At 67.6% G+C, this 25,353-nt stretch carries 18 protein-coding genes; 13 read left to right on the forward strand and 5 right to left on the reverse strand.

Annotated elements, in window-relative coordinates:
• Positions 1 to 161 precede the first annotated feature (161 nt).
• Genes OOZ63_RS13660 through OOZ63_RS13670 form a run of 3 tightly spaced genes read left to right on the forward strand, consistent with a single transcriptional unit; the run spans position 162 to position 3,749 of the window.
• A complete protein-coding gene (locus OOZ63_RS13660) occupies positions 162 to 1,727 on the forward strand; it encodes a hypothetical protein (protein ID WP_266006076.1) in 1,566 nt (521 codons plus the stop codon).
• A gap of 13 nt (positions 1,728 to 1,740) precedes the next feature.
• Positions 1,741 to 2,808: a hypothetical protein gene (locus tag OOZ63_RS13665; RefSeq protein WP_266006077.1), complete on the forward strand. Its 1,068-nt coding sequence runs from the start codon at positions 1,741 to 1,743 to the stop codon at positions 2,806 to 2,808.
• 20 nt (positions 2,809 to 2,828) lie between these two features.
• A complete protein-coding gene (locus OOZ63_RS13670; protein ID WP_266006078.1) occupies positions 2,829 to 3,749 on the forward strand; it encodes a PEP-CTERM sorting domain-containing protein in 921 nt (306 codons plus the stop codon).
• On the opposite strand, the gene OOZ63_RS13675 is transcribed toward OOZ63_RS13670, so the two are convergent.
• Positions 3,689 to 4,864 carry a sensor domain-containing diguanylate cyclase gene (locus OOZ63_RS13675; protein ID WP_266006080.1) on the reverse strand — a complete coding sequence of 392 codons (1,176 nt, stop codon included), beginning with the start codon at positions 4,862 to 4,864 and terminating at the stop codon, positions 3,689 to 3,691. The two genes, OOZ63_RS13670 and OOZ63_RS13675, sit on opposite strands and share 61 nt — an antisense overlap.
• A gap of 158 nt (positions 4,865 to 5,022) precedes the next feature.
• On the opposite strand from OOZ63_RS13675, the gene OOZ63_RS13680 reads away from it, so the two are divergent.
• Positions 5,023 to 6,156, forward strand: a complete 1,134-nt coding sequence (locus OOZ63_RS13680; RefSeq protein ID WP_266006082.1) for an HD-GYP domain-containing protein — start codon at positions 5,023 to 5,025, stop codon at positions 6,154 to 6,156.
• Positions 6,157 to 6,186: 30 nt separating this feature from the next.
• Entirely contained in the window at positions 6,187 to 10,233 is a 4,047-nt protein-coding gene (locus OOZ63_RS13685) for a PAS domain S-box protein (RefSeq protein WP_266006083.1), read from the forward strand.
• On the opposite strand, the gene OOZ63_RS13690 is transcribed toward OOZ63_RS13685, so the two are convergent.
• Both OOZ63_RS13690 and OOZ63_RS29205 read right to left on the reverse strand, forming a co-directional pair.
• Positions 10,227 to 11,735 (reverse strand): AMP nucleosidase, encoded by a 1,509-nt coding sequence (locus tag OOZ63_RS13690; RefSeq protein ID WP_266006326.1) that lies wholly within the window; start codon positions 11,733 to 11,735, stop codon positions 10,227 to 10,229. The genes OOZ63_RS13685 and OOZ63_RS13690 overlap by 7 nt on opposite strands.
• Positions 11,698 to 11,913 carry a DUF1127 domain-containing protein gene (locus OOZ63_RS29205; protein WP_416234733.1) on the reverse strand — a complete coding sequence of 72 codons (216 nt, stop codon included), beginning with the start codon at positions 11,911 to 11,913 and terminating at the stop codon, positions 11,698 to 11,700. Before OOZ63_RS29205 ends, OOZ63_RS13690 begins: the two co-directional genes overlap by 38 nt.
• Before the next feature lie 90 nt (positions 11,914 to 12,003).
• Here OOZ63_RS29205 and OOZ63_RS13700 point away from each other — a divergent pair, with 90 nt between their 5' ends.
• On the forward strand, positions 12,004 to 12,933 hold the full coding sequence (locus OOZ63_RS13700; protein WP_266006086.1) for a LysR family transcriptional regulator: 930 nt from the start codon (positions 12,004 to 12,006) through the stop codon (positions 12,931 to 12,933).
• Here the strand turns inward: OOZ63_RS13700 and OOZ63_RS13705 are convergent.
• Positions 12,885 to 13,547, reverse strand: a complete 663-nt coding sequence (locus tag OOZ63_RS13705) for a response regulator transcription factor (RefSeq protein ID WP_266006087.1) — start codon at positions 13,545 to 13,547, stop codon at positions 12,885 to 12,887. The genes OOZ63_RS13700 and OOZ63_RS13705 overlap by 49 nt on opposite strands.
• Before the next feature lie 150 nt (positions 13,548 to 13,697).
• On the opposite strand from OOZ63_RS13705, the gene OOZ63_RS13710 reads away from it, so the two are divergent.
• Positions 13,698 to 14,420 (forward strand): chitinase, encoded by a 723-nt coding sequence (locus OOZ63_RS13710; RefSeq protein WP_266006089.1) that lies wholly within the window; start codon positions 13,698 to 13,700, stop codon positions 14,418 to 14,420.
• A gap of 36 nt (positions 14,421 to 14,456) precedes the next feature.
• Positions 14,457 to 17,303, forward strand: coding sequence for a TonB-dependent receptor (locus tag OOZ63_RS13715; protein WP_266006091.1), 2,847 nt, complete (start codon positions 14,457 to 14,459; stop codon positions 17,301 to 17,303).
• Between the two features lie 224 nt (positions 17,304 to 17,527).
• Here the strand turns inward: OOZ63_RS13715 and OOZ63_RS13720 are convergent, their stop codons facing one another.
• Positions 17,528 to 18,919: a sensor histidine kinase gene (locus OOZ63_RS13720; RefSeq protein ID WP_266006093.1), complete on the reverse strand. Its 1,392-nt coding sequence runs from the start codon at positions 18,917 to 18,919 to the stop codon at positions 17,528 to 17,530.
• Positions 18,920 to 19,057: 138 nt separating this feature from the next.
• On the opposite strand from OOZ63_RS13720, the gene OOZ63_RS13725 reads away from it, so the two are divergent.
• From OOZ63_RS13725 to OOZ63_RS13745, 5 genes are read left to right on the forward strand one after another with little or no spacing between them, the layout of a single operon-like run.
• On the forward strand, positions 19,058 to 21,298 hold the full coding sequence (locus OOZ63_RS13725; protein ID WP_266006095.1) for a family 20 glycosylhydrolase: 2,241 nt from the start codon (positions 19,058 to 19,060) through the stop codon (positions 21,296 to 21,298).
• The gene (locus tag OOZ63_RS13730) at positions 21,295 to 22,518 is read left to right on the forward strand and encodes an ABC transporter substrate-binding protein (RefSeq protein ID WP_266006096.1); all 1,224 of its coding nucleotides are present in this window, start codon (positions 21,295 to 21,297) and stop codon (positions 22,516 to 22,518) included. The genes OOZ63_RS13725 and OOZ63_RS13730 overlap by 4 nt, the downstream gene beginning before the upstream one ends.
• On the forward strand, positions 22,518 to 23,432 hold the full coding sequence (locus OOZ63_RS13735) for a carbohydrate ABC transporter permease (RefSeq protein WP_266006097.1): 915 nt from the start codon (positions 22,518 to 22,520) through the stop codon (positions 23,430 to 23,432). The genes OOZ63_RS13730 and OOZ63_RS13735 overlap by 1 nt, the downstream gene beginning before the upstream one ends.
• On the forward strand, positions 23,425 to 24,240 hold the full coding sequence (locus OOZ63_RS13740) for a carbohydrate ABC transporter permease (RefSeq protein WP_266006098.1): 816 nt from the start codon (positions 23,425 to 23,427) through the stop codon (positions 24,238 to 24,240). Before OOZ63_RS13735 ends, OOZ63_RS13740 begins: the two co-directional genes overlap by 8 nt.
• A 6-nt stretch (positions 24,241 to 24,246) precedes the next feature.
• Positions 24,247 to 25,347, forward strand: coding sequence for an ABC transporter ATP-binding protein (locus tag OOZ63_RS13745; protein ID WP_266006099.1), 1,101 nt, complete (start codon positions 24,247 to 24,249; stop codon positions 25,345 to 25,347).
• Positions 25,348 to 25,353 lie beyond the last annotated feature (6 nt).

Genomic DNA, 25,353 nt, shown 5'->3' on the forward strand with positions numbered 1-25,353 from the left:
CAAACACTTAACAAGCGCTTAAGCGATAACTAGCAGCGCGGGGCGCCCGCGGCGCCCACAGTAGAGCCCATGCCGGCAGCGCGCCGGCCCCGCCCCCGAATCGCCGTTGACCGGAGCCGCCCTGGCCTGGTCGGGGCGAAGCCTTGCCTATTGGAGATCGAATGAGACCCTGTCCTAGCCTGATAAGCACCCTGCTCGCCGCCACCCTGCTGCAAGCCTGTGGCGGCGGCGAGGGCGAAACGCCGACACCTACCCCCGCCCCGACGCAAGTGCCCGCTCCTGCACCCAGCCCGGCCCCAGCTCCCGGCCCCGCGCCCACCCCGACCCCGACCCCGACCCCGATGCCGGTGCCGATGCCGATGCCGGTGCCGGCCGTCACGGCGGTCGGTGCCCCGCTGGGTGCCGTGGTGGCCAGCGCCCGCATCGGTGCCGCTGGCGGCCGTCTGGATGCGCCTGACTATGGCCTGGCCATCATCGTGCCGCCGGACGCCTTCGACGCCGAGCAGTTGCTGACGCTGCAGCCCATCGAGAACAAGGCGCCGGGCGCGCGCGGCGCGGCCTGGCGCGTCGGCCCCGAGGGGCTGCAGGCCAAGCGGCCGATCGCCCTGGAGTGGCAGCCCAGTGCCGCCGAGCGCAACGGCGCCAGGCATCTGCGCATCGCCACGCAGGGGGCCGACGGTGTCTGGCGCAGCGCGGCTTCGAGCCGCGATGCCGACGGCCTGGTGCGCAGCACGAGCACGCATTTCAGCGACTGGTCGCTGGTCGCCGGTGCGCAGCTGCGTCCCGGCGCTGCCGAGCTCGGCTTGCAGCAGACCCAGCTGCTGACGGTGCAAATCTGCGGCCGTGGCGACGACGCTGCGCTGCCTGGCCAGCAATTGCACTTCGCCTGCCACGAGGACGGACGCATCCCGCTGGCCACTGAGGCCTGGTCGGTCAATGGCGTGGCCGGTGGCAACTCCGGTGTGGGCACGCTCAGCGGCAGCGATGATGGCCAGCGCTCGCAGCGAAGCTATCGGGCGCCGGCGGCGCTGCCTGCGCTGAACCCGGTGGCCGTCTCGGTGCGTTTCGATGACCCCTTCGACTCGGTCGATGGCCCCACCGAGCTGGTCGCCCATCTGACGGTGATCGATCCGCAGGCCGGCTGTGATTGGCTTCAGGGTGTGAACACCCTGTCGCTGGAGCTGCAGCAGGACTACCGCTGGGCCGGAGGCGATGCCGAAGGCAGCGCCCGCTACGAGCACCGCGCCCGTGTAGCCGGCACGCTGCGGCGCGACCCGCTGTCTCCTGTCGGCTCGGTGTGGTTTTCCGGCAGCGCGCAGACGGGTAGCGTCGGCGTTGACCAGTTCTACAGCAGTACCCATGCACCCGACACCATCCAGGTCATGGCCCTGGGCACGCCCTGGGTCGATCCGAACGTGCCGCTGCTGCGAGCCTTCTTCAATTTGCATACCTGCAAGATGGACTTCATCGGCTATGTGCCGGTGGCAGCTCGGCATCTGCGCACTTTCCAAGGCGTGACCCAAGAGATGGATGCCAAGCTCAGCGGCCTGTCGTTTCGCATCGCCGACTATGCGCTTGCCGGGCGGCGCGCCTTTGGCCAGGAGCGGCTGCTGCCGGCGCTGCTGGGCGAGCGCGACCGCGCCGAGTGGGTTGACCCCGAAAGCCATCGCGAGTTCCCCGGCGTGGTCGGCAGCGCGCGGCTTCGCTGGTCCTTGAGACCGCAATGAGGTGGGGACTGTGATGAAGCGACTTCTATTGATCTCCGCGCTGCTGATCGCCGGTGTCGTGCGGGCCGAACCGAACTGCTGGGCGGCCAACGTCGATGAGCCGATCAGCGCCGAGGACCGGCCGATCCACCATCCCGCCTACAAGCCAATACATGCGGCGATGGATGTCGTCGAGGCGATGGTCCGACCCAACCCTGGCCTGCTCGCCTTGCCTGAGGTGCGGCTGCGCCTGAAGCGCGCTGTGCTCGGCGCGATCGACCCACAGCGAATGCCGTACGAGGCGGTCATTCATGCCCACGGCTTCGGACCCAAGGCCTGGGGACGCGGGTCGTGCGAGGTGATCCCACAGGCCGAGCGCCTGGGCCCGCGCGCCGGCATCTCGGTCTTCATCAATGTGCCCACCGCGACGATGAACAGGTGGGAGCATGACGAGCAGCTCGTCACCTACCTGGAGGGCGAGCTCACGCCCTCGTTCCAGGGCTGGCCGACCTATCGCGAATGCGCAGTGCTAAGCAAGGAGCGTCGCCTGCCGTGGATCGCGGTGACGGTGGGCGAGATGCTGGCCTACTACGAGCGCGACCAGCAGCGCAAACTGGCCGATTGGGACCGCAGCCACGAGCGCACACTGCAGCCTTTCGATTTGGCCGCCGCCGAACGCGAGGCGGCCCGAATCAGCGCGCAAAACGCCCAGGCCGCTGCGCTGATGCTGAAGTTGGCGCGCCAGCGCAAAGAAGGCGAGGCAGGCTACCACGCACAGCTGCGCGCACAGCGGCAGCGGCAGGTCGATGAGCTGGAGCGGTTGCGTGCGGCGCTCGCGGCCATGAGCGCTGTCGAGTTGGCGCAGCCCTATTACCTAGGCACCGGCCCGCACCGCCTGCAAACGGCGGCGGAAGCCGCGCGACCGCCCAAGCGCATCGTCAAGCTCGACCCCAGCTTCCCCTGGGACGGCAAGCACCGAGGTCGCATCCAACTGATCACCGTTTGCGCCCCCCAACTGGAACGCAGCCCCAGCTACCACCCACCGATGCGCGACGCCATCGCCGCACTCGACTTCGCGCGCCTGGCCGCGCTCATCAACTGAAAGAAACCTTGGAGACCCTGATGAACCTCACTTCTATGCTGCCCCTTCTGGGCGCACTGCGTTCCCGCTTGGCGCGGCCCAAGCAGCCACGCCCAGCGTGGCTGCTTGGGCTGGCGACGCTTGCCCTTACCGCTGCAGTCCCGGCGTTGGCCGTGAATGTCGTGGAGCCCGCGGCCTCGCCCTTTAACGGCAACTTCGGCGCCTATGTGGGCGGCTCATCCGGCGGGTGGCGCGGTGGCAGCGGGCAGTTCAGTGCTAGCGTCGCCAGCCTTCCGAACCGCTACACGCAGAACTGGGCGCAGGCTTCGCTGGCCGATGGCAAGCTGCATGCGTCGGCCACTGCCACGCGCATGTCCTGCGGGCCGCGCGGCTGCCATACGAAGACAGGCGCCACCGCGACCGCGATCTACTGGGACACCATCAGCTTCGTCAACGGTCAGAACCTCGGTCTGGCCGATATCGAGCTGAGCATCGACGGCGTGATGAGCGAGCAGGGCAGCCGTGCCAGCGTGCGCTGGTACATCGGCGGCAAGCCTGGTGATTTCTGGAGCAATGTTGATCGCTACGCCGAAACCCGGGCATTGAGCAATGGCACCACGGTCCTCGATGACGGCCTGGCACTGCCGCTGGGAAGGTCGACCTTCTTTGTCTACGCCGAGCTGACGGTGTCGGCCTTGGCGGTAGGCAACTGGGAGGGCGGTGGCTGGGACGCGGTGGCCGACTTCGGCAACACCCTTCACTTCAACTGGACCCTGCCCGAGGGCGTCAGCTACAGCTCGGCCTCGGGACAGTTCATGACAGCAGTGCCCGAGCCTGCGGCCTGGCTGCTGATGAGCGGCGGGCTCGCGGGTCTGCCGTTATTGCGCCGCCGCCGCTCTTCTCAGCCGTCCAGCCCCGGCTCGGCCAGCAGCTGCCCGCGTCCGGCGCGCTTGGCTTCGTAGAGTGCGGCATCGGCGCGGCGCATCAGGTCGTCGATGTTGCGGTCGCCGTGGCGCAGTCGGGCCCAGCCTGCGCTGAAGTCGAGCGCGAAGCCCAGTTCCTTGGGGGCCGTCAGGGCAAGCGCGTCGCGCATGCGCTTGTCCAGCGCCTGCGGGCCTTGGGCGTCGCAGCGAGCCATCAGCACCGCGAATTCCTCGCCGCCGACCCGGCCGACCAGATCGCCGAGCCGCTGCTGCTCGCGCAGGCAGCGGGCGAACAGCTGCAGCGCCTTGTCGCCGACCTCGTGGCCGTGGCTGTCGTTGACGGCCTTGAAGAAGTCGATATCCAGCATCATCAGGGCCAGCGGCTCCTGGTAGCGCCGCGCCATCGAGATCATGTCGACCGCGCGGGCGCTGAAGGCGCGGCGGTTGTTCAGGCCGGTCAGTACATCGGTCTGGGCCAGGCGAAGAAAGGCGCCCTCGGTCTCGCCGCGCCAGGCCACCAGCACGGCCGCCAGGCTCAGCGTCACCGCGACATTGCTGAGCACGGCGGCCAACACATTGACCGGGTGCGGCGTGTAGAAGTCGGGGTAGCTAGCGGTGGCGAACACCGCCAGCCAGGCACGCCACAGGGTCAGCACCGCCAGTAGCAGCAGGCAGCCCAGCAGCAGGCCGCGCCAGCGTCGGCTGGGCCGCGCCAGCTCGGGCTCCAGGGCTTTGGGCGGCTGGGCCAGCGTGACACAGATCATCAAGAGCTGCAGCACGAAGACCAGATTGGACAAGCCGACCCGCCAAACATAGCTATCGAAGCTCAGCAGATAGAGCAGGGCCACTCCCGGCGGCAGCGCTAACATCAGGCGCCGGCCGCGGCGGGTGCCCAGCCAGGCGTTCATCGCCAGCCACAAGGCGCTCAGCGAAGCGCTGATCAGGCCCATCGCCAGCGTGCCCAGCGCCCGGTCCCACAGCACCGAGGCCAGCAGAAGGGCCAGCCAGCCGGCGCCCTGCAAACCCATGCCAACCTGGGCATGGCGGGCACCGGGGCTGGCGCTGCGCCAGCCCATCAGCACAGGCAGCACCAGGGCCAGGGCAAGGGCCTGGATCACGAGCAAACTGAAAAGCGTGGCGATGTCGAAGTGCATGGCGGTCTGAATGAGCAGGCCTGTGGCCCACGCATTGTGGTGGCATTTCGGGCCGCGCACCAATCTGTCGCGTGCGGTGCGCAATCTGGCGCGCGCGGGCTTGGCTTGATGCGCGGCAAATGCGACCATCGGTCGTCGGGCAGTGCAGGGAGCCAAAAATGCCAATGAGCCAGCGGCCGGTCGTCCTGATCGTGGACGACAACGCCGAGAACCTGACCGTGCTGGGTGAACTGTTGCAGCCGCTCTACCAAGTGCGGGCGGCCAACTCGGGCGAGCGGGCGCTGCGACTGATGCGGCTGGACCCGCTGCCCAGCCTGGTGTTGCTGGATGTGATGATGCCTGGCCTGGACGGCTATGCGGTTCTGGAGCGGCTGCGTGCCGAGCCGCGCAGCCGCAGCGTGCCGGTGATCTTCGTCACCGCGATGGGGGCTACCGAGGACGAGGAGCGCGGCCTGCTGCACGGCGCGGTGGACTACATCACCAAGCCGGTGCGGCCGACGGTGTTGCTGGCCCGGGTGGCCGCCCATGTTGAGCTGGGCCGCGCGCGCGAACGGCTGGCCGACCAGAACCATGATCTGGAACTTGAGATCGAGCGCCGCATGGCCGAAAACCAGCGCCTGCGCGATATCGGCATCCATGCGCTGGCCCGCCTAGCCGAGACCCGCGACAACGAAACTGGCAACCATCTGCGCCGCACCCGCGAGTATGTGCGTCAGCTGGGCACGCAGCTGATCGGCAAGCCGTGTTTCGCGCGGCGCCTTGACGTAAAAACAGTGGACCTGATGGCGCGTTCGGCCCCCTTGCACGATATCGGCAAGGTCGGCATACCGGATCGCATTCTGTGCAAGCCCGGCAAGCTCGACGCCGACGAGTGGCTCATCATGAAGACCCATGCCGCGATCGGTGCAGAGGCCATCGAGCTGGCAGAGCGCGATGCCGGGCCGGGCGGCGGTGTCGACTTTCTGCACTATGCCAAGGACATTGCGCGCAGCCATCACGAACGCTGGGATGGCGGCGGCTACCCGCAAGGTCTGGTGGGCGAGGCGATCCCGCTGGCGGCGCGGTTGATGGCGCTGGCCGATGTGTTCGACGCGCTGATCAGTCCGCGCGTCTACAAGAAGGCCTGGAGCTACGAGGCGGCGCGAGCCTACATCGTCGAGCAGCGCGGCAGCCATTTCGATCCGGATGTCGTCGAAGCCTTTGTCGCCAGCTTCGACGAGTTCTGCGCGATCGCACGGCGCCTGGCCGACCCCGGGCATCCACCCTCGGCCGCAGCGGTCGCCGAGCGCTAGATGCCAGGCGTTCGGCCCCAGCATGAGCCTGTGCCGGCGCGTCGTGGGCAATACCTGACCCTGCTGGCGACACTGCTGGGTCTGCTGCTGCTGGGCCTGCTGGCTATCGACTACTCGCGGCGTCAGCACCGCGCCCAGGAGGCGGCGCGGCTGGAGACTATTGCCGAACTGCGCGCCAGTCAGGTGCGGGCCTGGCTTGAGACGCAGTTGCGCGCCGCCAGCTTTGTTGCCGATCATGGCCAATTGGGCGAGTGGTACCAGGCCTGGACCGAGCGCTCCGACGCCGCCGCGCAGCAGCGCCTGATGCAGGAATTGACCCGCTTTGCCGGCGCCATGCAGATGCGCAGCGCACTGCTGCTCGATGCTCAGGCCCGTATCGTCTCGCGCGAGAACCCTGGTCCTGACGAGCCGCCCCCCGAGCTGCGCGCCGCCGTGCAGCAGGCGCTGGCCAGCGGCAAGACCGCGCGCACCGACATCTATGTGGTCGAGTCGGCCACGCTGCCGGAGCGGCTGGACATCGTCGTGCCGCTGCGAGCGCGCGCCGCTTCGGCACCGCCGGGCGCCGTGGCGCTGCGCATCAGCCCCTGGGACCAGCTCTACCCGCTGCTCGCTGCCTGGCCGTTGCCCAGCCAGAGCGGCGAGTCGGTGCTGTGGCAGCGCGTCGGCGACGAGGCGCTGGCGCTCAGCGAGCTGCGCCAGCAGCCAGGCTCGGCCGGCCGGCTGCGCCGGCCGCTGGACCGGCCCGAGCTGCTGGTGGGCCAGGCGCTGCGGGAGGGCGCGCTGCCGGGCCGGACCATCGCGGGCCTCGACTACGCCGGCGTACCCTCGCTGGGCGCGCTGCGTGCCGTGCCCGGCACCGATTGGCTGCTGGTCAGCAAGGTCGCGCGTGCCGAGATCGACGCCAAGGTCTGGAGCGAGGCGGGCTGGATCGGCGCGAGCACCTTGCTGGCCATGCTGATCGCCGCCGTGGTCTGGCGGCTGCGGCGGCAGCGCAGGGCCCAGGCGCTGCTGGCCGAAAGCGAGCTGCGCAGCCGCACGCTGCTGGAAGCGCTTGCGGACGGGGTCTTCGTGGCCCAGGATCTGCATTTCGTCTTCGCTAATCCGGCCCTGCCCAAGCTGCTGGGCTATACCGAGGACGAATTCGTCGGCCTGCCGTTCGCGGCGGTGGTGGCGCCCGAGTTCCTGGATCTGTGGACCGCGCGCTTCCTGGCGCGCACCGGCGCCGGCCCGGAGCCCCAGCGCCACTACGAGCTGTGCTGGTTCAACAAACAGGGCGGACGCGTCTGGATTGAGCTGCGCGCCAGCCGCATGAGTTACCAGGGCCGGCCTGCGGTGCTGGGTATCGTCAGCGACATCGGCGAGCGCCGCCGCATCGAGCAGGCGCTGCAGGAGTCGTCCGAGCTGCTGCGCTCGGACATCGACGAGCGCCAGCGCATCGAGCAGGCGCTGCAGGAGAGCGAGCGTCTGTACCGCTCGATGGTCTCGGCCCTCAGCGAGGGCGTGATCATCTTCGACATTGGTGGGCGCGTGCTGGCCAGTAACCCGGCCGCCGAACGCATCCTCGGCTACAGCCAGGCGCAGATGCAAGCGGTCGACTGGCAATGGCGCTCGCTCGAGATGTGCGACAACGAGGGCCAGCCGCTGGCACCCAGCGAGCTGCCGCTGAACCGCGTGCTGAGCACCGGCCATGGCCAGCAGGGCCTGCAGCTGGGCGTGCGCAGCCAGGCCGGCCTGCGGCGCTGGCTCAAGCTCAATGCTGAGCCTCTGCGCTCGACCGACGGCCAGCGCATCGTCAGCGTTGTCAGCTCATTCACCGACATCAGCGACCGGCGCTCCAGCGAACAGCTGCTGCGCAAGCTCTCACTGGCGGTCGAGCAAAGCCCGACCAGCATCCTGATCTCGGACCTGGCCGGGGCGATCGAATACGTCAACGCGGCCTTCACCCGCATCAACGGCTTCAGCCGCCAGGAGGTGCTGGGACGCACCCGGCTGGAGTTGCAGCCACAGCGCGGTCCGCGCGAGCGCGTGCAGCAGATGCGGCGGGCGGTGCAGCAGGGGCAGAACTGGTCGGGCGAGCTGCTGAACCATCGCAAGAACGGCGAGATCTTCCACGAGTTCGTCCATATGGCGCCGATCCGCCAGGCCGACGGGCGCGTCACCCATGTGCTGGCGATCGGCGAGGACATAAGCGCGCACAAGCGCCAGAGCGCCGAGCTCGACCAGCATCGCCACCATCTGCAGGACCTGGTGCAGGCGCGCACCGCCGAGCTGGCCGAGGCCACCCAGGCGGCCCAGGCCGCCAGCCTGGCCAAGAGCGCCTTCCTGGCCAACATGAGCCACGAGATCCGCACGCCGATGAATGCCATCATCGGCCTGACCCATCTGCTGCGGCGCGACAGCCGCGATGCGCAGGCCCAGGACCGGCTATCCAAGCTCGACGGCGCGGCCCAGCACCTCTTGCAGGTCATCAACGACATCCTGGATCTCTCGAAAATCGAGTCTGGCAAGCTTGAGATGGAGGATCAGCCCTTCGCGCTGCACGATCTGCTGACGCGATGCTGCGACCTGGTCGGCGAGCGCGCGCGCGACAAGGGGCTACAGCTGAGCCTGGTGGCCGACGCGCTGCCGGCCTGGGTGCGCGGCGACGCGACCCGCCTGTCGCAGGCGCTGCTGAACCTGCTCAGCAATGCGATCAAGTTCACCGAGCAGGGCTCGGTGCGGCTGCACGGCGAACCGCTGGGTCCGCAGCTGCTGCGCTTTGAGGTCAGCGACACCGGCATGGGCATCACTGCGGAGCAGCAGCAGCGCCTGTTCCGTGTGTTCGAACAAGGCGACAGCTCGACCACGCGTCGCTACGGCGGTACCGGTCTGGGGCTGGCCATTACCCGCCACCTGGCAGAGCTGATGGGCGGCGAAGTCGGTGTCGACAGCCAACCGGGGCGGGGCAGCCGCTTTTGGTTCACTGCGCGCTTGCCGGCCGCCGATGCGACCGCCGTGATGGCGTCGGCGGCGGGCAGCGAGCGCGAGGCGCTGGACCAGCTGGCCAGTCGGCATGGCGGCGCGCACATTCTGCTGGTCGAGGACAACCCGATCAACCAGGACGTGGCCCAGGAACTGCTGCACGCTGCCGGGCTGACGGTGGACCTGGCCTCAAATGGCCATCAGGCCATGCAGCTGGTACAGCGCAACGACTACCAGCTGGTGCTGATGGATATGCAGATGCCGGTGATGGACGGTTTGCAGGCGACCCGCGAGATCCGCCGCCTGCCGGGCATGGCGGCGCTGCCGATTGTTGCGATGACGGCGAATGCCTTTGGCGAGGACCGCGCCGCCTGCCTGGGCGCCGGCATGAACGACCATGTCGCCAAGCCGGTGGCGCCGGCCGAGCTCTATGCACGCCTGCTGCAGTGGCTGCCCGCGCGCACTCACACGGTCGAGGCGCTGCCGCCGCCACCCGAGCCGCTGTGCGATGTGGTGGCCAGCGAGACCGAGGTGCTGCCAGACTGGCTGACGCGGATCCCGAGCCTGGATGTGGTGCAGGGGCTGCGCTACACGGGCGGGCGGGCGGCCACCTACTGGCGTGTGCTGCAGCAGTTCGCCCACCACTTCCAGGACGGCATGCCGGCCCTGGCTGTCGGCGTTGAGGTCGGCGCTGGCGACACGCTGCGGCGCTTTGCACACTCGCTCAAGGGCGCTGCGGCGGCGGTCGGGGCTCAGCAGCTCAGCGAGTTGGCGGGCCGTATTGAGGCCGGCGACGAGCTGCCGGCGGCGCAGATGCGTTCGCTGGTCGAGCGCACCTCTGGGGCCTTGGATGCGCTCGTGCAAGATCTGCGGGCCGCACCGCTGATGGAGGAGACGCGACCGGCCGAGCTCGACGAACCGGCCCCCGACCCGGCCAAACTGGCCGGGCTGGCGGCGCTGCTGGCGGCCGGGGATTTTCGCGCCCTTGAGCGCTACCGCGAGCTGGCTTCGGCGCTAAGTGCCAGGCATGGGGCACCTGCCCACGAGCTCGGCGAGCGAATCCGCGCCTTCGATTTCGAGACCGCGCTGCGGCTGCTGCGCGGTCTGGGCTACTGAAACGCTACTTCGGCAAAGCTGCGCAGCTTGCGGCTGTGCAGCTGCGTCAGGTGGCGCTTGCGCAGCAGCTCGACCGCGCGCAGCCCGATGCGCAGATGCTGGTCAACCCGCTCGCGATAGAACTGGTTGGCCATGCCGGGCAGCTTGATCTCGCCATGCAGCGGCTTGTCGGAGACGCACAGCAGGGTGCCGTAGGGCACGCGGAAGCGGAAACCATTGGCCGCCAGTGTGGCGCTCTCCATGTCCAGTGCCACTGCGCGGCTCTGGCTGAAGCGGCGCTCGGGCCCCCCGTCGACATGGTTGGGCAGCAGCTCCCAGTTGCGGTTGTCGGTCGAGGCGACGGTGCCGGTGCGGAAGATCTGCTTGAGCGCCGGGCCGGTAAGACCTGTCACCTCGGCCACCGCTTCTTCGAGCGCCTGCTGGATCTCGGCCAGCGGCGGGATCGGCACCCACAGCGGCAGCTCCTCGTCGAGTACATGGTCTTCTCGCACATAGCCGTGGGCCAGCACATAGTCGCCGAGTGCCTGGCTGTTGCGCAGGCCAGCGCAGTGGCCCAGCATCAGCCATGCATGTGGGCGCAGCACCGCGATATGGTCGCTCATGGTCTTGGCATTGGCGGGGCCGACGCCGATGTTCACCATTGTGATGCCGCTGCGGTCCTGGCGAATCAAGTGATAGGCCGGCATCTGCGGCAGCCGGGGCAGGGCCTGGCCCAAAGCATCGGCCGCTTCCGCCGACAGGCCGACGCGGCGCGTGACGAGATTGCCGGGCTCGACGAAAGCGATGCAGTCGTCGTGCTCATGGGGATGGGCCGGGTCGGGCGTGCGCGCCATCAGCTCGTGACCCAGGCGCACGAACTCGTCGATATAGAACTGATAGTTGGTGAACAACACGAAGTTCTGGAAGTGATCGGTCGAGGTGCCGGTGTAGTGGCGCAGCCGGTGCAGCGAGTAGTCGACCCGCGGCGCGGTGAACAGGGCCAGTGGCGCCGGCGCGCCGGGCGCACCCTGGTGGGTGCCGTTGGCGATGCCGTCGTCCATCGCGGCCAGGTCGGGCAGGTCGAACAGGTCGCGCATCAGCAGGCGGCGCTCGGCGCTCAGCGCGCCTTCGACATGGTCGTGCTCGCCGAGCGCGAAATGCAGTGGGATCGGTTGGTTGCTGGTGCCCACCTCCAGGCTCACGCCGTGGTTGATCAGCAGCAGGCGGAACTGTTCCAGGTAGTAGTCGCCGAACAAATCGGGCCGGGTCAGCGTGGTCTCGTAGCTGCCGGGGCCGGCGACAAAGCCGTAGGCCAGGGTCGAGACCGCGCGTGCCACCGTGCGGGTGTGGATGCGCACAAAGGGGTAGCAGGCGCGTACCCGGCTGATCTCCTCGCCGGCGACGAAGCGCTGCAGCGCTTCGCGCAGGCTGGCGACGCTGGCGGCGTAGATTTCCTGGGCGCGCGCCAGCGCGGCCTCGGCCTGGTCAAACGCGATGGGGGCGAAGAAGGGCGGCTTGTTCATCATGGCGCCATTGTGGCGCGGCAGCGCAGGCCTCCAGCTCTCCTCGCCCCAATCCCAGGTCCAGCAGCTCACGCTCGCTCATCGCCAGCAGCTGGCGGCGTGCCGCGTGCCGGCGAAGCGCCGTATGCCAGCGCTGGCTGAGACATTGCAAAAGCGTCGGGGCATGATCGTCTGGCATGGCGGTTTCCGGTGGTGATGCTCGCCATGCTCGGTCCGCGACTAAGATTTGAAAAGTTGAATCATCTGACGACAGACCACAGGAAATCCTATGCGTAGTCTGAATCTTGACCAGTTGCGCAGCCTGGTGGCGATTGCCGACCTGGGCAGTTTTGCCGCCGCCGCCCAGGCCCTGCACCTGGCAGCGCCGACCATCAGCCTGCAGATCAGCGAGCTGGAGTCGCGCGTCGGCGCCCAGCTGTTGCAGCGTGGCCGGCGCGGCGCGCTGCCGACCTCGGCCGGCGCCCTGCTGGTTCAGCGCGCACGCGGCCTGCTGCGCGAGGCCGATGAAACACTGGCCGAGCTGGGTCGCCATGCCAAGGGCCTGGCCGGGCGGGTGCGGCTGGCTGCGCAGACCGGCGTGGCGGCCCATGTGCTGCCGCCGCTGCTGCTGCCGTTGGCGGCCGAGCGGCCCGCGATCGAGCTGGCGCTGAGTGTGCTGGGTACCCATCACACGCTGGCGGGCCTGCTGGCCGGCACGCTGGACATCGGCATCGTGACCCTGCCGATCGAACCTCAGCCGGGCCTGCAGTGCCGGCCGTGGCGCCGCGATCCGATGCTGGCCTGCTTGCCATCAGGCTGGTCGGCGCCGGCCCGGATCACGCCGGCCTGGCTGGCCGATCGGCCGATGATCGTCAACGACGCCAGCACCCAGATGCAGCGGCTCACGCTGGCCTGGTTTGGCGCGGCCGGCCAGGTGCCGCGGCCCGGCATCGAGCTCAATTACAACGAGGCGATGAAGAGCCTGGTGGCGGCCGGCTACGGCGCGGCCATCCTGCCGATCGAGGCCGAAGCCCCGGATCGACATGCGATGCAGCTGCGACCCCTATCGCCGCCGCTATGGCGCGAGCTGGGCCTGGTGCACCGGCCGCGCGAGCTGCTGGCGCCCGCGGTCTGGCCGGTGCTGGACGCGCTGCTGGGCGCCGTCAAGCCTCAGGCGGCCTCGAGAACGAAGCCGACGCCGCGCACCGTGCGCACATAGCCATCGCCGATCTTCTTGCGCAGATTGAAGATGTGCACATCCAGCGCATGGCTGTCCGAGTGGGGCAGGGCCTGCGCCTCCAGCTCGCGGCGTGTCACGACGTGGCCACTGCGCTTGATCAGGGTCAGCAGGATGCTGAACTCAGTGCGCGAGAGATTGATCGCCTGGTTGCCGCGCGTCAGCGCCATGCGGCCCTCGTCGAGCGACAGATCGCGGGCCTGCCATGCCAGTGGCTCATCGTGTGAGCCTTGCAGGCCCGAGCGCCGCGCCAGCGCGCGCAGCCGCGCCAGCAGCTCGGCGCTTGCAAAGGGCTTGACCAGATAGTCGTCCGCGCCGCTGTCCAGACCCTCCAGCCGGTCCTCGATGCCGTCGCGTGCGGTGATCACGATGACTGGCAGCTGTGGGTCCTGCTGGCGCAGCTTCAGCAGCAGCGCCAGCCCGCAGCCATCGGGTAAACCCAGGTCCAGCACCAGGGCACTGAAGCGCCGCTCCAGCAACTGCTGCTGGGCGTCGACCAGGCGCCGGACCCAGACCAATTCATGACCGCCCTCGCTCAGTAGCGCATGCAGTGAGCGTCCCAGCTCCAGGTCGTCCTCTACCAGGCAGATCTTCATCGCCGCGTCCTTCTGTGGCGTCGCATTGGTGCACTCTTAATCATCTCTTGAGCCACCGCGAGCGCTATCCATCGGATGATTCATACAACCAATAGCGTACCAGTGCCCCCTTGCACCGGACAGCGGGAAAAACCAGAGGAGTGTGGCGAGATGCGAGTGTTCAAGGGCCTTCTGGCCGTTTCTGCCGGTTCGGCAATCTGGGCCATGTCGGCCTTTGCTGCGCTTGCGACGGCGGCTCCGGCTGCGCAGATGCTACCCAGCAAGGCGCAGTTCGACACCCTGTTCCCGCAGCGCATTGCCTTCTACAGCTACGAGGGTTTTGTGGCCGCCGTGCGCCAAACCCCGGGTTTCGCCGCCTGGGGCAGCGACGAGCAGCGCAGCCAGGAGATGGCAGCTTTCCTGGGGCAGATCGCCCATGAGTCAGACGAGCTACGCGCCCAGCGCGAGTATCGTAAGGAGAACTGGGGCAACTACTGCCGCCAGGGCCCGGGCGAGTCCTGCGCGCCAGGCCAGCAGTATTACGGCCGCGGCCCGATTCAGCTGAGTTGGAACTACCAGTACAAGCGCGCGGGCGATTTCCTCGGTCTGGACCTGTGGTCCGACCCAGACCTGGTCGCGCGCGACGCCACCGTCGCCTGGCGCACCGCCCTCTGGTACTGGATGACTCAGCCCGGCGAGTCGGCGCGCTCACCGCACCAGGCGCTGCGCGACCAACTTGGTTTCGGTGCCACCACGCGTGCCATCAACGGCACGCTGGAGTGTGACAAGCCCGCCGACCCTGACGCGCTGCGCAAGAACCAGCGGCGCATTGATTTTTACAAACACGCCAGTCAGCTGTTTGGCGTTCCCCTTTTGCACCCGTTGGGGTGCTGATTACCGGAGTCCAAGACCATGCGAGAGAAGAAGACGATGCACAGACAGTCCGCCATCGCAGCCGCCGTGCTGCTGAGCCTGAGCCTGCCCGCCCAGGCACAGGAAACCCCCAAGCAGGACGGCGCCAAGAAGCTGGAGACTGTTGTTGTGACCGGCATCCGAGCCAGCCTCAAGAAGGCGCTGGACACCAAACGCGATGCCGAATCCATCATCGACGTCGTTACCGCCGAGGACGTGGGAAAGTTCCCGGCCACCAATGTGGCCGAGGCCATCACGGTGATTCCCGGCGTCACTATTGACAAGGCCTTCGGCCAGGGCGAGAAGATTTCCATCCTGGGCACCGACCCGGCACTCAACCGCACCTTGCTCAACGGTCAGGCGATCGCCTCGGGCGACTGGTTCATGGCTGAGCAGCAGGGCCGCAGCTTCAACTACACGCTGTTGGCCCCGCAGCTGGTGAACAAGGTCGAGGTGCACAAGTCGCCGGAGGCCTGGCTGGACGAAGGCTCGGTGGGCGGCACGGTCAATATCAGTACCCGCAAGCCGCTGGACATGAAGGGCTTGACCCTGGCCGGCTCGGTGAACTATCTCTACAACGATCGCGTCGGCAATGGCAAGCCTACGCTGTCGGGCCTGTTCGGCTGGAAGAACGAGGCCAATACGTTTGGCATGCTGGTGTCGGCGCAGCGCTCGGAGGAGCGCATCCGTCGTGACGGCGTTGAGTCCTACGGCACCGTGCGCGGCAGCGCCTACATCAACGGCGTGGGCGGCTCGCCCAATTCGGTCACCACCACCAGCACCGACTGGTCGCAGAACCCGCCGGCAACCATGCCCCCGAGCTGTGTCGGCAACTGCAAGACCACGCTGTTGGCCAACCCGAACGCCATCGCCCCGAACTCGATCAGCGCGCACTACTTCGACCAGACCCGTGATCGCGACACGCTGTCTCTGTCGCTGCAGGCCCGGCCGCACAAGAAGCTCGACGTCGAATTCAATCTGCTGGATGTCAAGGCAAAGTACGACAACATCACGCATTCAATGTTCGCCTTCAATGGCAATCCCTGGAACTCGCTGAACGCGTTGACCGATCTGAGCGTCGATGGCGGCGTCATCAACAAGGCATCATTCCGCAACGGCCTGACGGTCTATGACCTGATCAACCGCCGCGCCACGGTGAACACCGATTCACACGATCTGAAGCTGACCTGGAAGGAAGACCGCTGGTTCGCCTCGGCCCATGCCGGCAGTTCCAAGGCCACCGGCGGTACTGACCGCCAGGTGTTCGGTGAATTCCTCGGCAAGGCCAATTACAGCTATGACCTGAGCGGCTCGGTGCCCAAACTGAACTTCACCGGCTACCAGACCGCGCCAATCAGCGACATCGCCGTGCACATGCCGCCGGCCAAATCGGGCAGCCCCTTTAACGACGCCGAGGGCTTCCGTCTCGACGGAGGCGGACCTGCCGGTGGCTGGCACACCAATCCGCCGAACGCGACCAACTGGGGCGCGGGCTGGGGCGGCAATATCGTCGCCAAACCGACCAAAGACGAGGAGAAGTACTTCCAGCTCGACTTCGGCGTCAAGTTCGTCGACTCGCCGGTTCACCAGGTTCGCTTCGGCATCAAGCGCCGCGAGCACGAGACTGGGCAAACGATGTCCGGCGTGTCGCTGGCCTCGATCAAAGGCTATGGGGATCTAAGCGCCACCCAGTTCAGCCCGAAATCGGTGCCCAGCGGCTATCTGGCTGGGTTTGGCGATGTGGGCGACCTCAGCAAGCGCTTCATGATCGACGGCTGGGCCCTGGCTGACTACATCAACAGCGGCAAGTGGCTGGCGCCCTGGCAGACCATGCCTACGCCGAGTACCTTCAGCGATCCCTCCTATGCTGCCAACACTTGGGTGGTGAAGGAGAACGTCAATGCCGGCTATGTGCAGGCCGACTTCAGTCAGGACCGGCTGCGCGGCAATGTAGGTGTGCGTCTCGTGAAGACCGAGTCCAATAGCATGGGCTGGGCCTGTACCGTCAACACCAGCCCCTGCCCGGCTGACAAGTACGCCCCAACCAGCGTCAAGAAGAGCTACACCAACACCCTGCCGAGCCTGAACGTGGTCTATGACCTGAACGACAGTGTGGTGCTGCGAGGCTCGGCGGCCAAGGTCATGGCGCGCCCGAACTACGGCGATATGTCCAGCTATTTGTGGATCGCCGACGCGACCTTGACGGGCGGCGGCGGCAACCCCGACCTCAAGCCCTACAAGTCCACCAATCTGGACTTTTCGGCCGAGTGGTACTTTGCCAGCAACGCCATCCTGGCCGGCACCCTGTTCCACAAAAAGGTGGACGACTACATCCTGACCACCACTCGCAAGGAGACCCATTACAACCAGAACCGTCAGCGCAACGAGGAGTACGACATCTCGCGCCCCAGCAACGCGGGCAGCGCCACGATCAAGGGCTTCTCTCTGGCCTATCAGGCGACCTTTGGCAACGGCCTGGGCCTGCTGACCAACTACACCCATGCCGAGGCCAAGGCAGCGACGGGCGCCCGGTTGCCCTTCAACTCCAAGCATCAAGTGACCTTCAGCCCGTTCTATGAGACCGATCGCTGGAGTGCCCGCGCTACCTACTCCTGGCGCTCCAAGTACTACACGCAGGCCGACCGCGGCAACTTCCTGGTTACCGATGACTACGGCTCGCTGGAAGCCAATATCAACTTCAAAATCACCGACAAGCTGACCCTGGGGCTCGATGGCATGAATCTGCTGGACAGCGAGTACCGCTCCTACGCCGAAGTGGCCGGGGTGGCGGCCACCGAGAAGCTGACGCGCGGCATCTACAAGACAGGCCGCCGCTATATGGCCACGCTGCGCTTCACCTACTGATGCAGCGCCGGCAACACGCTGGTGTTGCCGCTCTCTGCCGCCTGCTCTGACCCCAACGGGCCTGGGATTTCCCGGCCCGTTTTTTCTGGGTGCGCCCAGGGCGCACCTACTTGGAGGTGAAAGTTCTCAACCGGCCCGGCAAGGAGATCCGCCGGATGCGGACTCGCATGTCCGGTGGTGTGAGAGGGCTGAGGGGTGACTCCTCACCCTACTCGATTCTCGAGCTAGGCTGCCGGAAAGCTCAGGCTGACGCACAGGCCGCGGCCATCGGGTCCGTCGTCCATGCGCAGCAGCGCGCCATGCTGGGCTGCTGCGCGCTCGACGATGGCTAGCCCCAGGCCGCTGCCGGGCTGCTCGCCGTCGTGCAGGCGGAAGAAGCGCTCGAACACCTTCTGGCGCAGCGCCACCGGTATGCCCGGGCCCTGGTCGCAGACCGACAGCCCCAGGCCGCCCCCGGGCTTCGGTGCCAGGCGCACCAGCACCTGGCTGCCGGGCGGTGAGTACTTGACGGCGTTGTCCACCAAGTTGTCGATCAACGAGCCCATGTTCTCGCGGTTCATGCGAATCCGGCATTCCTCGGGCGCGCTCAGTTCCACTTCGATGCCCCGCCGCAGCGCCAGCTGGCTGGCCAGCACGATGCGATCTCGCGTCAGCGTCACCAGGTCGTGCTCGCGCATGTCCATCGCGTCCAGATCGGCGCCCGAGCGCGCCAGCGCCAGCAATTGGTGCACCGTGTGTGTGGCTCGCCTGACGCCTTCGGTCAGGCGCTGCGCGGCCTCGGCCTGGCGCCCTGTCGCGGCGTTGCCCTCCAACTGCTCGGCATTCAGCTGTATCACCGCCAACGGCGTCTTGAGCTCGTGCGCGGCGTCGAGCAGGAACTCGCGCTCGCGCTCCAGGCGCTGCTGCAACCGGCTCATCAGCGCGTTAACCGAATTGACGACCGGTGCCAGCTCCACATAGGGCGAGCTGGGCAGTGGCGACAGGTCCTTGGCCGAGCGCTGCGAGATTTGTGCTCCGATGCGCCGCAGCGGCGCGAAGCCGCGCCGGAACAGCAGCCAGACCGGCAGCACGAGCAGAGGCAGGCCGTAGAGCAGCGGGCGGGCGTAGTAGCTGAATCCCTTGACGCTGAAGTGCCAGTCGCCCGGCATCTCCTGCCAGCGCCGCACGGTCAGGCCCTGTTCGGGTGCGCTGGCCTCGGTGTAGAGCCAGAGCTTGTCGCTCTCCAGCCGGTCCAGCTGGGGCGGCGGACGGTCCTTCGGATCGGGGGGCGCAAGCTGCTGGCGCAGTTGGCCGTGTTGCCAAACCTGCACCACGCTGTGCGGCGTCCGGTGGCCCTTCTGGCGCCATTCGGCGTTGCGCAGCTCCTCCAGATCGCCCAGCGCGGCATGGATGGCTTTGGGGTCATCAAGCTTGTCCTGCAGCTGCGCCCGCACCAGCTGAGCCCAGAGCTTGTTCTCTGCCTGGCCGTTGCGACTTTGCAGCAGGCTGATGTCAGCCAGCTCGCGCACGATCAGCCCGGCCCAGGTCAGGAAGATCACAGCGAACACCGCGCCCATGGTGCGGTTGAACAAGGATTGGTGCGCCGGCGGCGGGGCCATTAGGGTCTCGGTGCTCATGCGTGCTCCATCGGAAAACCACCTCGGGGATGGTTGGCCTCAATTGGAGCAGACCTGAACGGGCGGGAATCCTGCGCCTCTTAATCCAATATTGAGCCAGCTCGACGCGGATGCCTGCGACAGTTGCAACGGTCTCGGATGACCTACCCGCCGGCCCGCGCCGCCTTCCTTTCCTTTGCCGATCTCGTCTGCCCAGTGTTCCTGACCCCCGCGCTCCTGCCCCTGATGCCCTGGCCGCGCGAGCTCAAGCGCCTGGAGGGCCGGCTGGCCCGTGATGCTGGCTCGGCCGTGCCGGTCACCCGCGCGACGCTGCATCACCAGCCCGGCCTGACCCTGCTGCTCGACAGCCCCGACGACGGCGCGCCGCCACCACCCGGCATGGACGAGCGCTATCGCCTGGCGGTGCGCGAGAACGGCATCGTGCTGCATGCGGCCACGGCGTTCGGCGCGCTCCGAGGCCTGCAGACGCTGAGTCAGCTGCGCGCAGCTGACGGCAAGACCTGCCCCTGCGTCGAGATCATCGATGCGCCGACCTATCCCTGGCGTGGTCTCTTGATCGATGTGGCGCGGCGTTGGCTGCCGCTTGCGGTTCTCAAGCGCCAGATCGACGGCATGGCCGCCGCCAAGCTCAATGTGCTGCACTGGCATCTGACCGACGATCAGGGCTGGCGCCTCGCCTCCGCGCGATTCACTCGCCTGCAGACCCATGCCAGCGGTGGCCGGTGCTACAGCCTCTCCGAGGCCCGAGAGCTGGTGGCCTATGCGAGCGAGCGCGGCATCCGAGTAGTGCCCGAGCTCGATGTGCCTGGCCATACGACCGCGCTGGCGGCCGCCTATCCCGAGCTGTTCAGCGCGCCGGGACCCTATCAGATCGAACGAGGCTTCGGCGTCTTCAAGCCCTGTCTCGATCCGCGCAAGCCTGAGGTCTACGAGTTCCTCGATCACATCATGGCCGAGTGGTCCACGGTCTTCCCCGATCCCTTTGTGCATATCGGCGGTGACGAGGTCGAGGGCAGCCATTGGCAGGCTTTGGGCCTGTCGCCGCGCGCCACCCAGGCCTTGTTCAATCGCCGGTTGTTGGAGATCCTGGCCCGCCACGGCAAACGCATGCTGGGCTGGGACGAGCTTGGCGAAGACGAGGCGCTGCCAGCCGAGGTGATGGTCCAGTCCTGGCGAGGACCTGACAGCCTGGTGCGGCTAGCGCGGCGCGGCCATGCGGTGCTGCTGTCGGCCGGTTTTTATCTTGACCAGCCCCATGCCAGCGCCTACCACTGGCGCCGACCCGTGCTGCCGCCTCCCGCGCCCCAACTGCGCTGCCTGCCCGGCGAATTGGCACGCCACTGGCGTGTGCATCTGGACCTGGGCGTGCAGCAGCTGCGTGCTGAGCTGGGCCTGATCGAAGAAAAGGCCGGCCAATGGCGCGGCTGGATCGCCTTCGAGGGCCAGACGCCGCTGGCCCTGCAGACGCTGGCCTGGCGCGGCGCCGAGCTGCGCTTTCACCTCGATACCTGGATGGGTGAGCTCAGCGCGCGGCTGCATGAGGAACTGCCGTCGGCAGGGCTGCGGGGCGTGATGCGTATTGCCAATGTGCTTTACCCGGCTGAGGGCGAAGTCCTGTATGCGCCGGCCGAGCCGAGCGCTGCGCCGGCGCTGCTGGATGAGGTGGCGCTCGCGCGGGTGCGCGGGGCCGAGGCGGCGCTGTGGGGCGAGCTGGCAGACGTCCACAATATTGATCTGCGCCTGTGGCCGCGACTGTTCGCTGTGGCCGAGCGCTTCTGGTCGGCAGCGCCGCCGCCCGGCGAGGCGGCCATGCTGCAGCGCCTTGATGCGGTCTCGCTGTGGGCCGTGCGCGATCTCGGTCTGCAGCACGAGGCCCAGCATCGACGGGGCCTGCTGGCCCTGGTAGACGGCGACGAGCGCGCGCTGGCCGAGCTGCAGCGCCTGGTGCTCTTGCTAGAGCCGGCCGGCTACTACGCCCGCCAGCATCGCAAGAAGCAAAGCGGTAGCTACCACCTGGACGAGCCGCTGGACCGCCTGGCGGATGTGCTGCCGGCCGAGAACCGGCTGATGCAGGAGCTGGCGCGTGCACCCATCGATGCGGCGCGCTGGCGCGCGCTGCTGGCCGAGGACTGGCGGGGGCTGCCGGCCCTGCTGCGTGACTACGCCGGTCTGGCGGCGCTGCTGCCGCTTGCCGAGCGCCTGCCCGGGCTGCGCGCGCTGGGCCTGGAGTTGCTGGAGGCCATGACGCAGGGCCAGGTCTTGACAGAAGCGCGGCGACGTTCTGTTCAGGACCAGCTGGATTCCGCCGCGCCCATGGTCGACGAAGTGGTTCTGGCCCTGGTGCCGGCGCTGGAAAGCTTGCTGGAGGCCTGCTCTTGAGATTGACTCTGCTGATGATGGGCTTGCTTGGCGGTAGCGGGGCCTGGGCCCAGCCGCTGGATCTGCTGCACTGGTGGACCTCGGGCAGCGAGGCCCAAACCCTGGCCGAAATGCGCCAGACCGCGAGGGCCGCCGGGGTGGACTGGCGCGAGTCTTCGGTAGCCGGGGCCGGCAATGCCAACACCCTGTTGAAGACCCGCTTCCTGTCCGGACACCCGCCGGCGCTGGCACAGCTCGACAAGGCCGTCTGGGTGTGGGGCGAGGCCGTGGCGCTGGCCGACCTGACTGCGGTTGCGCAGGCCCAGCGTTGGGGCCAGGTCTTGCCCGCGGCCATTTACACCGAGCTGCATTACCAGGACAAGGCGGTGGCGGTGCCCATCAATGTGCATCGCCTTAACAGCCTGTGGAGCAACACGGCTCTGCTCAAGCGCCATGGCCTGGCCGTGCCGCGTAGCTGGCCCGAGTTCTTCGCGGTCGCCGAGGCGCTGCAGGCGGGCGGCGTGATTCCGCTGGCCATAGGCGGCACGGTCGGCCAGCAGTTCAGCGTGTTCGCCAATGTCGTGCTAGGGCAGGGTGGGCCGGGCTTCTTCCGCCAGGCCCTAGTCAAGGGTGATGTCGCGCTGCTGGGCGGGCCGCAGATGCTCGCGATGCTGCGCGACTTCAAGCGCGTCAAGCGCTACACCGATGCCGGCCAGGTCGGACGCGACTGGGCCGTGGCCACCAGCCTGCTGATACAGGGCAGGGCCGCGATGCAGTTTACCGGCGACTGGGCCAATGGCGAGTTCCTGAAGGCCGGCTGGGTGGCCGGGCGCGACTATGACTGCACGGCCGCGCCGGGCCATGGCGATCTGCACTACTTCGAGTTCGACCGCATCCTGTTCTTCAAGCCCGCCAGCGCTGCCCAGGCGCGCCAGCAGGCGCGCCTCGCCGAGGCCTTGCTGCAGCCCGAAGCGTCGACCCGTTTTGCGCGCAGCAAGGGCGGAATCCCGGTGCGGGTTGATGCCGACTTGGCCGGCTTCAACGTCTGCGCCCAGCGCTCCTATGCCGACTTCAAGCGCAGCGGCGCCGACGGCCGCCTGACCCTTGCCCTGGGTGCTCAGCTGCCCGAGGCCACCCACGGCGCCTACCGCGATGTGGTCGCGGCCTTCTGGGCCAGCGATCGAATGACGGCCGAGCAGGCGCAGGCGCGTCTCGTGAAAGCGGCCCGGGTGGTCGATTGATGATGACGATGAAGTCCTGGTTGCAACGCCACCTGCCGCCGCTGCTGATCGCGCCCTCGGTGATCGTCTGCCTGCTGTTCTTCTACGGCTTCATGGCCTGGACCGGCTGGATCTCGGTGACGCGCTCGGGCCTGTTGCCCAGCAACGAGTTCGTCGGCGGAATGCAGTACCAGCGCCTGTTTGCTGATGAACGCTGGCTGGTCGCGTTGGCCAATCTGGCCCGTTTCGCCGGCCTCTTCATAGTGATCCCGCTGGCCCTGGGCTTACTGCTGGCGGTGCTGCTTGACCAGAAGCTGCGCGCCGAGGGCGCGCTGCGCCTGATCTATCTGCACCCGATGGCGTTGTCGCTGATCGTCACCGGCACGGTCTGGCGCTGGCTACTGGACCCCGAGCTGGGTCTGCCCCAGGGCGTGCGTCAGCTGGGCTTCAGCGACTTCCGCTTCGATTGGCTGGCCGACGAGGAGAAGGCGCTCTTCGCGCTGGTGATCGCGGCGGTCTGGCAGATCACCGGCTTTGTAATGGCGGTGTTCCTGGCCGGCCTGCGCGGCGTGGACGACGCGGTGGTCAATGCCGCCCGGCTCGACGGCGCGCGCGGCTTCACGCTGTACCGCCGCATCCTGCTGCCGACCCTGGGCCCAAGCCTTTTCTCGGCCCTGCTGGTGCTGCTGCCGGCGTCGATCAAGAGTTTCGATTTGGTCGTGGCGCTGACCGACGGCGGGCCTGGTCACGCCAGCGAGCTGCCGGCCCTGTATATGTTCCAGATGGCCTTCGAGCGCAGCCGGCTGGGCCTGGGCGCGGCCAGTGCGATGGTGATGATGATGATGGTGCTGTCGATTGCCTTGCCGTATGCCTATGCACGCGGACGCGCGCATTCGGCCTCTGCACTTGGCCTACGGGGAGCCGAGCATGCTTAAGCGCAGTCTGGCTTACGCGCTGGCGGCGCTGTTCGCGATCTATTTCATCCTGCCACTGGCCTTCATGCTCTTGAACTCCTTCAAGAGCGCAGCCGAGCTGCAGCAGGGCGGCTTTTTGGGCTGGCCCCAGGTGCCGGGTCTTGACGGCTGGCGCCAGGCCTGGGCCGCCTTGGGCGGCAGTTTCGGCAACAGCCTGCTGCTGGCCGTGCCGGTGGTGGCGGCGTCCAGCCTCCTGGCGGCGCTGAACGGCTTCATCCTTTGCAAGTGTCGCTTTCGCGGCAGCGACGCGGTATTCCTGCTCTTGCTGGTGGCGCTGTTCCTGCCGATCAAGGTCTATCTGCTGCCGCTGGCCATCAGCCTAGCCAAGCTGGGCCTGGACAAGTCGTTGGGCGTCCTGATCGCCATTCATGTCATCTACAGCCTGCCGCTGGCGCTGTTCTTCCGCAATCATTACCTGGGCTTTCCGGACGAACTGCTGCGCGCCGCCCGGATCGACGGTGCCGGCTTCTGGGCCGGGTTCACCCGCATTGTGCTGCCGTTGTCCAAGCCGGTGTTCGTCGTCGTCGTGATCCTGCAGTTCACGACGATCTGGAACGAATACCTGTTTGGTCTGGTCTTCACCGGCGACGGCGACCGGCCGATCACCGCCGCGCTTGCGCAGCTCGGCGCGGCCGGCGAGGGCGGGGTCAAGCAATACAACGTCGAGATGGCCGGAGCGTTGCTGGCGGCCTTGCCGACCCTGGCCGTCTACCTGGTGGCCGGTCGGCATTTCACCCGCGGCCTGGTGGCCGGTGCAGTAAAAGGTTGAGTACAGATGACTGGGCTTGCGATCAAGAGTTTGAGCAAGGGCTTCGGTGCCCAGGCGGTGTTGAAGAACATCGAGCTGGAGATTGCCGAGGGCGAGTTCCTGATACTGGTCGGGCCCTCGGGTTGTGGCAAGTCCACGCTGTTGAACCTGATCGCCGGGCTGGAGACGCCGGATGCCGGCGAGATCCATATCGGCGGCCGGCGCGTTGAACAGCTGAGTCCGCAGGACCGCGATATCGCGATGGTGTTCCAGAGCTATGCCCTCTACCCGAACATGACGGTGGCGCAGAACCTTGGCTTCGGCCTGGAGATGCGCAAGGTGCCCAAGTCCGAGCGCGAGGCCACTGTCGCCCGCGTGGCCGAGATGCTGCAGCTGCAGACCCTGCTGGCGCGCCGGCCCGGCCAGCTCTCGGGCGGCCAGCGCCAGCGCGTCGCGATGGGGCGGGCGCTGGCCCGCTCGCCCAAGGTATTTCTGTTTGACGAGCCGCTGTCCAATCTCGATGCGAAGCTGCGCGTGGAGATGCGCGCCGAGATCAAGCTGCTGCAGCAGCGCCTGGGCACGACGTCCGTCTATGTCACGCATGACCAAGTTGAGGCGATGACGCTGGGACAGAAGATCGCGGTGATGAAGGACGGCCAGATCCAGCAGTTCGGCACGCCGGTCGAGATCTACGCTCGCCCGGCCAATGTCTTTGTTGCCGGCTTCATGGGCGCGCCGGCCATCAACTGGTTGCGCGTGCGCGTTGATGTCGAAGACGGCGCGCCTTTGCTGCGGCTGGCCGACGCCGGCAGCCGCATGGGCCTGGCGCTCGCCAACCCGCGGCTGGCCGCCTGGGCCGGCCGCGAGCTGCTGCTGGGCCTGCGGCCCGAGCTGATCGTCAATGCCCAGGGCGAGACGCCGCCGGGCGGCCATCACTTCGAGGCGGTGGTCGAGTTGGTCGAGCCCACCGGTGCCGACACGTATGTGATGGTCGCGCTGGATGGCCAGCGGCTGTGCTGCCGCATCCAGCCCAGCTGCCGGGCAATGGCCGGTGTCTCGCTGGCGCTGGACATCCTCCCCCACGAGTGTCTGCTGTTCGATCCGGACAGCGGTCTGCAGGTCGGCTAGGCTCTC

It is taken from the genome of Paucibacter sp. PLA-PC-4 (genome assembly GCF_026241155.1).
GTDB lineage: Bacteria > Pseudomonadota > Gammaproteobacteria > Burkholderiales > Burkholderiaceae_C > Roseateles_E.